15 protein-coding genes are annotated in these 13,172 nt (G+C 42.5%); 1 reads left to right on the top strand and 14 read right to left on the bottom strand.

The features are described from left to right. Positions 1 to 540: 540 nt before the first annotated feature. From JAO78_RS15315 to JAO78_RS15260, 12 genes are all read right to left on the bottom strand, one after another. A complete protein-coding gene (locus JAO78_RS15315) occupies positions 541 to 1,032 on the bottom strand; it encodes a DUF2199 domain-containing protein (RefSeq protein ID WP_226752240.1) in 492 nt (163 codons plus the stop codon). 594 nt (positions 1,033 to 1,626) lie between these two features. Continuing rightward, positions 1,627 to 1,950, bottom strand: a complete 324-nt coding sequence (locus tag JAO78_RS15310; protein ID WP_226752239.1) for a hypothetical protein — start codon at positions 1,948 to 1,950, stop codon at positions 1,627 to 1,629. 99 nt (positions 1,951 to 2,049) lie between these two features. Beyond that, the gene (locus JAO78_RS15305) at positions 2,050 to 2,322 is read right to left on the bottom strand and encodes a hypothetical protein (protein ID WP_226752238.1); all 273 of its coding nucleotides are present in this window, start codon (positions 2,320 to 2,322) and stop codon (positions 2,050 to 2,052) included. A 127-nt stretch (positions 2,323 to 2,449) separates the two neighbouring features. Then, positions 2,450 to 2,995: a hypothetical protein gene (locus tag JAO78_RS15300; RefSeq protein ID WP_226752237.1), complete on the bottom strand. Its 546-nt coding sequence runs from the start codon at positions 2,993 to 2,995 to the stop codon at positions 2,450 to 2,452. A gap of 116 nt (positions 2,996 to 3,111) precedes the next feature. Next, positions 3,112 to 3,411 carry a hypothetical protein gene (locus JAO78_RS15295; protein ID WP_226752236.1) on the bottom strand — a complete coding sequence of 100 codons (300 nt, stop codon included), beginning with the start codon at positions 3,409 to 3,411 and terminating at the stop codon, positions 3,112 to 3,114. A 1,553-nt stretch (positions 3,412 to 4,964) separates the two neighbouring features. Continuing rightward, on the bottom strand, positions 4,965 to 5,483 hold the full coding sequence (locus tag JAO78_RS15290) for a hypothetical protein (RefSeq protein WP_226752235.1): 519 nt from the start codon (positions 5,481 to 5,483) through the stop codon (positions 4,965 to 4,967). Positions 5,484 to 5,502: 19 nt separating this feature from the next. Further along, positions 5,503 to 5,919 (bottom strand): hypothetical protein, encoded by a 417-nt coding sequence (locus JAO78_RS15285; RefSeq protein WP_226752234.1) that lies wholly within the window; start codon positions 5,917 to 5,919, stop codon positions 5,503 to 5,505. A 106-nt stretch (positions 5,920 to 6,025) separates the two neighbouring features. After that, complete coding sequence (locus tag JAO78_RS15280; RefSeq protein ID WP_226752233.1) at positions 6,026 to 6,382, bottom strand: hypothetical protein; 357 nt, start codon at positions 6,380 to 6,382, stop codon at positions 6,026 to 6,028. A gap of 76 nt (positions 6,383 to 6,458) precedes the next feature. Further along, positions 6,459 to 6,845 carry a hypothetical protein gene (locus JAO78_RS15275; RefSeq protein WP_226752232.1) on the bottom strand — a complete coding sequence of 129 codons (387 nt, stop codon included), beginning with the start codon at positions 6,843 to 6,845 and terminating at the stop codon, positions 6,459 to 6,461. 1,218 nt (positions 6,846 to 8,063) lie between these two features. Next, positions 8,064 to 8,510, bottom strand: coding sequence for a hypothetical protein (locus JAO78_RS15270; RefSeq protein WP_226752231.1), 447 nt, complete (start codon positions 8,508 to 8,510; stop codon positions 8,064 to 8,066). A gap of 194 nt (positions 8,511 to 8,704) precedes the next feature. After that, positions 8,705 to 9,106, bottom strand: coding sequence for a hypothetical protein (locus JAO78_RS15265; protein ID WP_226752230.1), 402 nt, complete (start codon positions 9,104 to 9,106; stop codon positions 8,705 to 8,707). Positions 9,107 to 9,588: 482 nt separating this feature from the next. Further along, a complete protein-coding gene (locus JAO78_RS15260) occupies positions 9,589 to 10,017 on the bottom strand; it encodes a hypothetical protein (protein ID WP_226752229.1) in 429 nt (142 codons plus the stop codon). Between the two features lie 323 nt (positions 10,018 to 10,340). On the opposite strand from JAO78_RS15260, the gene JAO78_RS15255 reads away from it, so the two are divergent. Further along, complete coding sequence (locus tag JAO78_RS15255) at positions 10,341 to 10,958, top strand: DUF938 domain-containing protein (protein WP_226752228.1); 618 nt, start codon at positions 10,341 to 10,343, stop codon at positions 10,956 to 10,958. Here JAO78_RS15255 and kynU read toward each other — a convergent pair. Together kynU and JAO78_RS15245 are read right to left on the bottom strand one after the other, a co-directional pair. Continuing rightward, positions 10,951 to 12,186: a kynureninase gene (gene kynU / locus JAO78_RS15250; protein ID WP_226752227.1), complete on the bottom strand. Its 1,236-nt coding sequence runs from the start codon at positions 12,184 to 12,186 to the stop codon at positions 10,951 to 10,953. The two genes, JAO78_RS15255 and kynU, sit on opposite strands and share 8 nt — an antisense overlap. Then, positions 12,183 to 13,079 carry an alpha/beta hydrolase family protein gene (locus JAO78_RS15245; protein WP_226752226.1) on the bottom strand — a complete coding sequence of 299 codons (897 nt, stop codon included), beginning with the start codon at positions 13,077 to 13,079 and terminating at the stop codon, positions 12,183 to 12,185. Before JAO78_RS15245 ends, kynU begins: the two co-directional genes overlap by 4 nt. Positions 13,080 to 13,172: the final 93 nt, after the last annotated feature.

The following is a 13,172-nucleotide window of genomic DNA, read 5'->3' as shown; positions in this document are numbered from 1 at the left end:
CGCAGCACAGGCCGAAACCCGCGCAGCGGTTGAGGTCCAGGCCATGCAATGGCCGTTTGTGACTGCGCTTGTTAAACTGTGATTGCATAACCACTTACCGTTGCTCCAAAGTAACTAAATGCTAAGACTAACTGCCAGACACCAGAGATCCGAAAATGCAGCCAATTTTTGTTACCACTTTTTTTCAGTACATAAGACTTATACACGAAATATGTGCCTATAAAGCTATAAGGAGCACTGAAAAACAATGACAATATATAAAATGGAAACCCTAGTATAAAAAGAAACTTAAAACTCGAAAAGAATGCGCTATCGTACAGCGGTCCTACAGTACACATATAGCCAAGAAAACCAAATGTAGCCAAAACAGGAAATATGTATAGGAGAAATCTTGTCAAAATTACACCGTAAGAAGTTTAACGCCCAGCTCAGCGCGCATGCATTCCGGAGCGGGCTTTTGTGTAAGAATGTAGCGCAGCGAAATGACACAAAAGCCCGTGGAGGTATGCATGTCCGCTGGAGCTGCTTGTTAGCAGTTGATCAGTGCTGCATGACTTGATGAACAATTTCATGCACTCGCTCCATTGTGATGCCATTCTGTTGCTCCTTTGAAAGAGGATGCTCGGATGGCTGTAACTCAATAAGAGGCACAAAGCCGACTGGTTGAGTTTGGACATTTGTTTTCAGGTGCATAGTCTCTGGATAGCATGGCAGGTTAGTCATAAGCCAGCCAAAATAAGGCTCTGCGTTTTCTCTGCCCTCTTCATTCCATTTCTCGTTCATTTGATCATAGCTTTGCTCGCTTAGAGAAACCCACACGGACCAAATGAATATCTCACCCGTATCTTTAACCGGAAGTTCAATATGCCCTCTTACAAAGAAATGCTCACCGTCAACAATACATTGATCAGCATTTTCTTCGACGCGGCTATCATATTCATTTTCTGGGACCATCAGTAAAGCTGGGGAGTTGCCCCCAAAACACATAGGAACTTCACCGAGATCACAATTACATACTTTACATTTGCTCATATTTATATACTGCTAACGCAAAGCACATGGGCGACAAAAACGCGCCAGCGAGTTTGGCGTCCCAGCGACCAACGGGAGCGAATGGTGCGCATTGTTATGTGCGAGTTTTATACTAATAGCCACCGCGAATTACCCTGAAAAAAAAGTCCATAACGAAAAATGTTATAACTGAATATAAAATGTTCATTATTATTGCTCTGTATTTTCTGAATAATAATGTCTTTGATAATTCCGGGTTCATTTGCCTTAATTCAAAGAGCATACTTGTACCACTTTCTGTAAGAGAGGGATTCACAAATACGGATTTGTCAGGTGCCAACATTGTCGTACTAACGTAACCTTTTTGAATTAGCTCCGAGAGTAATTCGCGAGAAATAAACTTATCGCAGGCAATTCTTACTGGAAGTGAGCCCGAATGAATATCGAATAAAGCTAGCAAGTACTCGCGTGTGTTCATTTATAAACTCTATTTCCGACGATCATGACAACCTAAGCACATAACGCAAAGCACACGGGCGACGAGCCGCGCAGCGGGTTGGCGTCCCAGCGGCCGCAGGCCGCGAGTGATGCGTATTGTTAGAAGTGTTATGCACCTTATTTCCAACCTAAATAATAAATTACACCTGCAGCAGTAATAGCCACCACCAAAGATATTAATCCGGTAATTATCGGACTTGAACGCCAACTGTCTTTAGGAGGACTAATTAAATTTTCAAGGTATTCTTCGCCTGTAAGAGTAATGCGCAAGTTATAGCAAACCGGTGCTGCGCCTGTGACCTCTCTAGACATATCCCCTTCGACTAAACCTTGTTCACTCAGATCTTTAACGAGCAACCTATCGAGGTTCCTGCTATCACATAAAGGATTAGACTTTATGTAACCTAAGGTTTCTTTCACTTTAAGCTTAATGCTACTCATGAACTTCCTGAACTTCTAACGCCCGCCACACACGCGAGCAACTTGTTGCGAGTCGAGCGCCCAACGGGCGCGTTTGTGCTGGCGATTGTTATATGCACATTAAACCAAAAAAACTAAGGATAGAAAAAATATTAAAATACATAAGTTTAATACCAATGCGACCTTTATATTTTTATAAACTATACCTCTCCATGCAAATGGATTATAAAGAAACTTCATTGCCTTCTTTTGATGTTGCCAATTAGAACTAAACACAACTCCGTCAAATAGCTCAGTGGCAAGATCTGGATCTGCTTTTTTAACTTGATACAAAACATAAACTTGTAACAGCACTGACCAAAGTGCCAAACCCAGCAGTAGCAATGGATCCATGAATTACACCCTAAAATATCAGTGCATATAACGCTCGGCTCACCGAGCAGATTTTGGATGGCGACTTTTTTGCCACGCAAAAAAGGTGACAGCGGAAATATGTCCGGTGCAGCCGCTTGTTAAGCCTTTATTGCAATAACGAACGTAACAAAGCTGCACGGTAATCATTGTCCTTTTCATTGAACTCTAGCTTTTTAGCTGCAAGATCAATGTTAATGAAAACCTCAGAATACAAACCTTCATCGCCATCGGGACTGAAGAAGAACTTCATCTTGCAGGCTGACACCTCAAGCTGCCCGGGGTTACAGCCTAGCCCAACTACTTGGGCATACACTTTATTTGGGACAGATGCATCAGTTACAGTTGCGCCGTATAGAAGAGCCAGTGCTCTTATAAAAGAGTCTGAATCCGCCCCCGTGTTTTTAAAGAATGCTTCGCCCCAGTAAAAAGCATCATCAGTACCTTCTATAGCTTTCGGGTTCCACGAAGGCAATAACTCGATTGCAAACCCAACTTGATCGCCTTTTAGGTTGCCTTTAACTACAACTTCATGTGCACCAGATTCGAACTTCTTGGAGTTTGAAATTGTAAACGTCAGATCAACAAAACCCTCTTCCTCACCGACAACCACTTCTGGATAGTCTTTTGCGGAAGAAAAAATACTCCAAATCATTATTAGGATTCCTAAAACGTACTTCATATGTGCGCCTAGAGGCTTAACGCCCGCCACAAACGCGAGCAACGTGTTGCGAGTCGAGCGCCCAAAGGGCGCGTTTTTGATGGCGATTGTTAGGCATAATTACGATCCGATTGCTGTTTAACCGTTTGCCATAACCAATTAATTGCCAGAATTAGCCACACAAATATGGCTTTACAAGCAAAAGTCTTTACATAAATATCAGGTAGCGAAACACCTAAAAGCAAAGCAAAACAGAAGCTTAGCAGTAAAAACCCAACAGCTAGTCCAGCAGCAACAGAAAACGCAGAAAGGTATGAATTACGCTGCCTGATTAAGCGATACTTCTTCACCAGCAAATACGCTGAAACAAAGAAAAACACAGTAATTACATTAGCCAGAAATAAATCCATTACTAATTAATTACTCCATTAGGCCTAACGCTCAAAGCAGCTGCGCGGTACGCGTCAGATGCCTTTGCTTGTTAGCAGCCTACACCGGACTTTCGCGGCTTGCCGCACTGGCAAACCCGAGCAATAGCACGGCTGCTTTTATTAAAAACTAAACCAGTCAGATGCGATACGGCGAGCCAACCGGAACCTTTAAAACTGTTGAGCGAAGCCAAAAAGAACAACGCTACCGCCCTCACCGTCAGCGACTAACCCACAAACTGGCGTACTTTATGTTTTGGCTTTGTCGCTAAGAAAACCAGACGCGAGCAAAGCCAGGATAGAAAACCTATACAGCCACAACAACCCGAAAGCTGCTAACGCATTGCTCACCGGAAAATTGGGAGCGCCAGCGAGTAATTTTTCCGGTGCAGTAACTTGTTAGCAGCAAACACCGCACTTTCGCGGCTTGCCGCCACGCGATGTTGACCGAAGCCACTGCACTCATAAATTAAAAAACTAACCAGCCAAGTGCGATACAACGACATAGCTGGAACCTTAAAACTTGCCGCAAGCGGAGCAAATGAACCAAAGGAGCAACGCTACCGCCCTCGCCGCCAGGACTAACACACAAACTGGCGGACTGTACGTTTTGGCTTTACCGCTATGTAAACCGGACGCGAGCAGAGCCGGAAAAGAAAACCTATACAGCCACAACAACCCGAAAGCTGCTAACGCCGCAATAAACGGCTAAGTAATAGTTGGCTAAAATGTGAAGCGAAGCGGAACCGAGCCAACTGTTACGTGTCCGTTATTTAATTGCCTTGTTAGGTGTTTCATACACCACTAGCCCGCAATCTGTACAACACCGTATTTTTACAAATGAAACTTTTTGATTAGCCATAAAAGGTGACGAACACTGCGGACATGGAAATCGCGTAATTCGAAGTGCTAACCAACCTAAAATCAAAGGCCACAATAATAGCGCAGATATCGGAATTATCGCATTTTCCGCAATCAGGTATAGTAAATACGCGACCGTAAAATTTAGCGGCAAGCCAAATAATAGGTACAGCAACGCCACCCAATTCCGTTTTTTATATTCTCTCCATTCCTGCGGTACACTATTAAACACAAGAAGCACCTAACGCATTGCTCACCGGAAAATGACGAGCGCCAGCGAGTTATTTTTCCGGTGCAGTAACTTGTTAGCAGCAAACACCACACGTTCGCGGCTTTGCCGCCACGCGATGTTGACCAAAGCAACTGCATCCATAAATTAAAAACCTAACCAGCCAAGTGCGATACAGAGAAATAGCTGGAACCTTAAAACTTGCTGCAAGCGGAGCAAACGAACCGAAGGAACAACGCTACCGCCCTCGCCGCCAGCGACTAACCAAAGAACTGGCGTACTATACGTTTTGGCTTTACCTATAAGAAAACCAAGCGCGAGCAAAGCCAAAGCAAAAAACCTTAACAGCCCTAAACACACTGAAAGCTGCTAACGCAAAGCTTTGGGGCGGCTGAAGCGCAGCGTAAGCCGTCCCAGCCACGATAGTGGCGACAACAGCGCCTTGTTATGCCTGATTTGCAAGCCAAGCCTCCGCCTCTTCCTTAAGGTGAATTAGAAATTTAACTTCCGCTTCATCTCTAGGTAAATCAGTGTAATAGAGAATTCTTGAACCATCACGACAATCCCATACTTCTCTGAGCCAACAAAATATATGCTCAAAACCGAGATTACTTCCTAGATACTTTCCATCTGGTAGTTCGTCAGTGATTTCGTGGTGAACGTCCCAATACAAGAAATTAGCACCAACCATTAAATCTATCTCTCCCGATACCATTTTTTCTATAGTATCTCTCGCTAACTGTTTTGCAGCTTCAATTTTTGAAGGAACAGTTAAACTCAATTCAACAATTGCTTTTTCGAACATTGGCCCTACGGTTGCCATAACCGGATATAACTCCATTGCAAGGAAGTTTAGTGAGTCCGTAAAAATACCTTGTGTTAGCCACAAGTCAGCAAGCTGGACAATATCTTCGCTTGAAAGTAACCCAAGCTTATATTTCGAAATAGCAATTTCAGGCTTCATAATTCAAAAGGCATAACGCTCAAAGCAGCTGCGCGGTACGCGTCGGCTGGCTTTGCTTGTTATATTTTTTTGAAATTACAGCTGCAAGTGAATAAAACACACCTGACAACGCCAGCCAAAATAGCACTTGCATGGTTAGTGAATCTAAAAGCTCAATCGAAAGCACAAACCAATGTGCTGTTCCGAGTAGCATTGTTACCAACACTGCAAGCACGTTGAGCATGTTAACTTTGGATACCAACTGAACCGTGATTAATGCAACTAGAGATATAAAGCAGTACGCTGAGCCAATTAAAAAGCTAAGTTCGAAGGTGCCCCAACAGCCAAACTTTGGATCGCAGCTACCAATAAGCAATATTTTGTATGCCTGATAAGCGGTTATCGGCAACATAAATAAAAGTAGTGACGTTATTACAGTTCTAATTATTGTGCTCATGACTACTCAAAAAATATAACGCATTACTAATGGGCTGCCGCAGCGCAGCGTAGGCAGTCCCGTGGAGGCCACGCTGTTTGTGGCCGGAACGAAATTTAGTAACTTGTTAGGTATTGTTTGAAACATAGCGGATAAACTTATTTTTGAACAATAGCCATATAAGGCAAGTAAACGCCGCAGCGGCACAGACGGCCTGAACTGCCGTAAAGTGGTTGCCATACGAGCTTATGAAAAACACAATAGGCATCACCGTCAAAAAGCCACCTAACCAATCATTATTCCTACGCCAAAAAAACGGTAATACAAGAGCGGTATAAAGACCATAAGGAATACTTAAAAATAGTAAGAAGTAAATTGGCCTCTCAAAAAAGCTCAAAACCAAAAAAATGACTGTAAATATCGCCAAAAACCACGGTGAATAATCAATCGTTTGGATGAATTCTTTTTTACTAGATGACTGCATTATACTTACCTAACGCCGCCCACAACGGCGAGCGTAGCGAGTCCGGCAGCCAACGGCTGCGAATTGCTGGGCCTTGTTAGGTAACATCCACGAGCCTTGGTTCTGCACTGGTTATTACGTGTACGAATTCGTTTGTTGTCATTAATGAATAGTGCTCAATTAGGCCAACTTCTGTATCGAAAATAACAGTGTCATTTTTTACGTGTTCAAGCAATCGAGACGCACGATATTTAGCTAATACACCTACTTCCCGATCAATATGAAAGTCTTCACGATGATCGCATTCATCATAAACTTGGAAACATATCGCGTTGGTAAAGATGACTAAGTATCTCTTGGGCTCCCGAAGACGTTCTTTATCTGAAAGCATCTCCTCGACTGTTAACGTTAACAGCCGATCCCTGTATTGAAAGTTCTCCAAAGACCATTTTTGGTAATTGTGGATATCGAGTTCCGTCTTCATGGATTTACCTAACGCAAAGCACACGGGTGACGACCGCGCAGCGGTTGGCATCCCAGCGGCTGCAGGCCGTGAGTGCTGCGCCTTGTTAGTTGTTAATTTTAATTAAGAAGAGCTTTTTGGGCTTTTGCGAAATAAACCAAACCAAAATAGCCCCTCAAAAACAAAACCCAAAATTATAAATACAAATACACCCGCTGAACTGCCATAACTGTAGGAGCTAAGAGCAGCAATGACGAGTACAGCGAGAATTAAGAACCTATAAATTTTATTCACAATCTGCCCTTCATGTTTGATAGCAACTAACGCAAAGCACATGGGCGACGGCCGCGCAGCGGTTGGCGTCCCAGCGACCGAAGGGAGCGAATGGTGCGCCTTGTTAGCGGCGACAAACACACTACCCACGCGGCACTGCCGCCAAGCGATGCCGAACAACGGCAACCCTGTGCAAAATTAAAAACGAAACCAGCCAAGTGCGATACAACGAAATGACTGGAACTTGAAAACTTAAAATCTAGCGGAGCAAATGAGTCAAAAGGAACAACGCTACCGCACCATCAGAGATTGCACCTTGCCAACAAACTGGTGAACCTGACGGAATAAATTAATAACTGAGATACAACCTAACGCAAGCAGAACCGAAAAGTAAAACAGATTTTGTACCTAAACCGTCTCGACAGCCGGCTAACGCTTATTCGACGGAAACATCCGTATTTAAACACGGACTTTTCCGTATTTGTAAATTTCATGTTGATAACATTACATTGATTTTGACTTATTTACAATGAGTTATGGGTACAGAAACTTTACTATTAGTGATAAATGCGGAAATATCCGTCTAACAAAACACGATGCACTTTCGATAGTGGCTGTATGTAAATACAGGTGTTAAGGCTTGGTCAATATCACAAAAAATATTGTATTTCGCACAAAGCTAAAAATTAGAAATATCGTTCTTTTATTTCAAGTGAATAATTAATAATTAACCAGTAGGTGTTAACAAGCCGGTTGAAGTGAACAGTATTTAAATTGAAATGGACTAATAAGAAATACTTCACCTATCCTCTCTGAAATTTTGTCTTACTCATCGGTGCATCATCATCCCGCAAAGTATTGAAAAAAAGACAATAATCGGTCTTTTTGAGTATTTCGTGATTTACATCGGAAGATGGCTGAATGCCGAAATCTATCGGCATTCAGTTAGTCGCTAAATGGCCAGCTTTACGCACCGACTTTGACACACACTTGTTTAATCAAATTAAGTGTTAAGCCGGGTTCTGCGAGCTCAAGAACCTGATCCGCATTACCGATAGCATTGAAAAGTTGAACAGAATTCGCACCAGCCCAAGTATGAGTAAGCTCTTTCGGACGATCCGTATTCATATCATAAAAAGTGATTTTAACGAGTTCAGGTACATACTCATCCTGCCCAAACCTTTTTGCATAATATTCTGCAGATGCCTCTTCTACTTTAACTCCAATAGCAAAATGATTATTTAGCGTGAGTTTGTGAATACCGGCACCGGGTTTCCAAGATGAAATTTGCTCACTTGCAGCTGAAGCATAAACAACCTGCTCTCTGCTTCCATCAGACTTGCAATCCAGCGCCGCCATCGCTGTTTGCGTATAGGAAAAAAACACAATTGTTAAGATCATTCTATAAGGCATTTATAATTCCTTTTTAAAAGTCATCCCTTGCTGGACAGAGAAACAGTTCAGTTCGTGCGCTGTTAATTTGTTTGGCTAGCCATAGCCATTAACGGTTAATTTAGAACAAAAAAGGCTTCACTGAAGAATATTACTCCAATAAGGCCTTTATAATTTTTCTCTATGGTTTATGAAACAGACTAAACCAGTGAATTTTATTTAACGAAAATTGCGATACCATTAGCTTTAGTGATGAATCTATCTTCAGTGGTCAAACCGACAATTCCGTTATTCGTTGCGCTTGTTGTAGCGACCCTTTTAGTGGAACCTTCATTATCAAGATACGTTATGATAACGCCGTTTGCACCTAAGGCTGCAGCTTCAGATTTTAACAGATCCACTACTTCTTCTTTGCTTGAGGGATCATAAGGTACGTTGTATTCTCGACTACTGGCACTGACCGTGGCTATTTCTGTGTAGGCCTGTGGCGCGTCGTCATAAACAACAACATTTGAGGATGCAATAACAGGTTTAACTTGGCCAGTAATATTATGAGACGATTTTGCACAACCCATAATTAGCATAGAAAATATGATAGCAGCTGATAATTTGATCATTTTTAACACGCTCCAATTGCTTAAACAATTTACAATAATTGCTGGGGTTGAATGTTAATGTTGCATATTTTTGTAAATATATTGTTTTTAAAACTACACTGTTTTTTGCTCAAAAACAATTCAAATTAGTCAATAAAGCAACCTAAATACGTAATTTGTTCAGCATATTGCTACATTAATAGGGCTAAAAGCGCTGGAGTTACGTGCGCCGAGTTCTTGATTATCGCCAAGTAAATATAAAATTCTTCTCTGCTAATCTAGGTTTTAACCAGAGGTGCTTATTAGAGCTTGTCGCTGAAGAATCGTTGGCAATAACGGTGAAGATTAAACGTGAGTTAACTATGCTGGGGCAGCTAAAAAGCTATAGCAAATGGTGTGATTGAACGGAATAGTCATTAACATTATTTATCATGTCAGTTTGAGAGAGCATTTTCAAACAACAAGCAATACATCCCTGTATCTGTTTAATAGGTATTTCGCTATTAGTTACAATGCTTGTTATCTGCAGGTCTGATGCCAGGGATCTGTAGAAACTCATGAAACTGTTTTAACTTCTGTTTTTTAATATCGTTATCCGCCACTAATAAGTACAGTGTACCCATATGTCTGTTGAATTGATTTTGGTCGGTCACTTGTAAAAAACAGGTGGTATTCATTTCTAACTCAACTAATAGCGCTAAGGCGGCCTCGCGGTCAGTGCCGTTAAAGTAAATAACCTTCTCTAACGATTCCGCAGACTGTTCAAACCAGTGCTTTTCTTCAGCAGAAAAGGTCATATGATTCAAAAAAGTGGCTAATGTTGCTCTTGCTTGATGAAAAGAAGCGCTCGCGGTGGGTGCTGAGCCTACTTCCACAGCTTGAGTCATAGGTATCATGAACAACAATGGTACTAACAATTTTGATAATTTCATAATGGCGACCCTCTTTAACGACTTGCTACAAACTCATAATAGCAGCTAATAATTTATCAACCTGCTACTGTTTTTTCTTAAAAAAATGAAATTATTTTAAGGTTATGATTTTATTCAATATAAAGACTATTTTTTAGGGTTTTTTATAGCGAGTTCAGCACTCAGTATAACCCATTTGGGTTATATAGGATGCTTAACATTTACGCGATACTTATGCTCATTCGCCGTAGTATGGCCTAACATAAAAACCTCTGTTGCATTAAAACCGCTAGGGTTTTAATGATATGCTTTGTTTTATTGCACACAGAGTATGACTTTACGTTATGAGCCGAGATAATAAATACACCGATTTACCTTTTTCACAGGCCTGTGAAAACAATAAAGCCCCTATTCTCAGTCATTTACAGCAATTGTTTGCAAAACATCAGCGAGTTTTGGAAATTGGTAGTGGTACGGGCCAACATGCGCTTTACTTTGCCGAACATTTACCCCATTTAGTTTGGCAAGCATCCGATCAATCGCAGTATTTACCCACATTAACTGAGCGTATTCGTCGTGCTAACTTGGCTAATTTACCCTTGCCTTTAGCATTAGATATCTGTGCAGATGCTGCGCCGGTCACGCGGGCCGATGCGCTCTTTACCGCAAATACTTTACATATTATGCCTTGGCCTGTGGTGCAGCATTTTTTTAGTCGTCTTAATGAATTAACCCAGCCAGAAGCCATCTTGTGTATCTATGGCCCTTTTAATTACCAAGGGCACTTTACCAGCACAAGCAATCAGGCCTTTGATCTAAGTTTAAAAACTCGGGATCCAGCAATGGGTATTCGTGACCACGAGCAGGTTTTAGTGCTGGCACAACAACAAGGTTTTCACCTAACGCATGATCACGCCATGCCAGCAAATAATCGTTTATTATGCTTTAGCAAAGTTAGGTAACTTTTTGCTTTACAGCATATTCTGCTTTTAAATATTCGGCTGTTTTTACCACGTCACTTAATATTTCTACGGCGATCCACATATCGATATAACGTAAATATAACGGGGTAAAACCTAATCTTAAAATATCGGGAGCGCGAAAATCAGCGATTACGCCGCGCTTGATTAACGCCTGACATAACGCATATGCCTGAGGATGACGATAAGCTAACTGACTGCCCCGCTCGGCTTCTGTTAATGGCGTTAACAGGGTTAATTCGTGAAGTTCAGCATGACTTGTCAATAATTGATGAAAGGTATTTGCCAATGCTAAGGATTTAGCACGCACAGTCTGCATATTAACGTTAGCAAACACATCAAGTGCGGCATCAAGTACACTCATGGAAATGACGGGCGGTGTGCCTGTTAAAAAATGCTCGATGCCGGCAGGTTTTTCATATTGAATAGTGAAAGCAAAAGGCGCTTTATGCCCCATCCAGCCACTTAAAGGTTGTGATACTTTAGATAAATGCCGCTTCGCCACGTATAAAAAAGCCGGTGCGCCAGGGCCACCATTCAGATATTTATAACCGCATCCCACTGCGAAATCGACCTGGCAGTCATCTAAGGCGACGGGTAAAGCTCCGGCACTGTGGGCTAAATCCCAGATCACTAAAATGCCTTGTTGCTGCGCAAGTTTTGTCATGCGCGCCATATCAAGCAATTTGCCAGAACGAAAATCGACATGCGACAGTAATAACACCGCAATTTGGTCAGTTAATGCTTGCTCAAGTTCCGCTTCTTCCACTAATTGCATTTCACAGCGATCTTCGCCAATTAAGCTGCTTAAGCCTTGAACCATATAAAGATCGGTTGGAAAGTTGCCATTAAGTGACAACACAATACGGCGTTTGGGTTGCAACAGTAAGGCACTGCTTAGTACCTTAAATAAATTAATAGAGGTAGAGTCGCAACACATCACTTGCTCTGGTGCCGCACCAATTAAGGCGGCAATTTTGCTACCTACTTTGCTGGGCAGTTCAATCCATTGATGCGTGTTCCAGCTTTTAATTAAGTCTTGTGACCATTGCTGATGTAACACCTCTTGCGCACGTTCAGCACACACTTTCGGCATTGGACCAAGAGAATTACCATCGAGATAAATGGTGTCGTCTGGTAACACAAAAGCTTCACGCAGTTTGTGTAACGGGTCTTGTTGATCTAATTGCAGCAGTTCTTGATAATTCACGGCGAAATCAGCTCATTTAAAGAAAGTAAAAATTGGTTATACGCAGCGCTTTGTGGATGGATCCAATCAAAATGCCCCGCGTCGTGTACCAACAACATCGGTAAACCACTGTCACTGGCCTGCTCAATCGGAACGATACTGTCTGCACTGCCGTGTAACAGTAAGGTTGATTGAGGTAGCGGTTGTTCTACCGGGTTAGCTTGTTGGTAAGCCTCTGCTTGGCTTTGTAGATCACCGGCAAAGAAGCCTTGCGTCGCTTTTTGACAGCCATTTTCACCTTGGCTGTAGCGTTTTACATCGGTAATCGCGGCCAGCCCAATGACGCCTTTTAATGCAGGTGTCATAGTGACTTCACTGGCGGCCAAGAGCGCCAAATGCCCGCCAGCGGAATGCCCGGCTAGCACAACACGACTAAGATCCAGTTGCTTGCGGGGCAAGTAAGGAATGTAGCGTAAAGCTTGCATAATATCTTGATAACTGCCTGGCCAACCGCCGCCGTCATCTCCGGTTCGCCGATACTCAATAGACCAAACCGCATATCCTTGTTGGGCTAAGGCATAGCTAAAGGCCTGGCTGTGTGTAATATCATAGGCATTTAACCAACAACCACCATGCACAAAGACTAGCAGCGGTGCCGGCGTGTTCGAGCCATTAGCCGGTAAAAACAACTGGCCATATTGCAGCGCGCCTGTACCGTAGTTAATGCGTTGGCTGGCCGATTCTGGAACAGCCGCGGCGAGGGGTAATAAGCTGCTATAAGAAACTTGTGATAACAGCGCAGGCTGAGTTAACGACCTGTCATCAACAACAGTGGCTAGGTCAGGTTCTAAGTCAGGTTGCTGTGCACAGGCACTGAGTAGCAATGTTAAGCTAATAGGAATAAGTAGGCGCATTTAAACAAATATTAAAGAATAATTGCCGCAGTTATAACATAAAGTCGCGCAGATGTAAGGCCTAAACTCGCCAAAAAAAGTGTAGTTTAAGCC

Source organism: Alishewanella maricola, from assembly GCF_016343785.1.
GTDB classification, from domain to species: Bacteria; Pseudomonadota; Gammaproteobacteria; order Enterobacterales; family Alteromonadaceae; genus Alishewanella; species Alishewanella maricola.
This window is presented reverse-complemented; position numbering and strand designations above follow the sequence as displayed.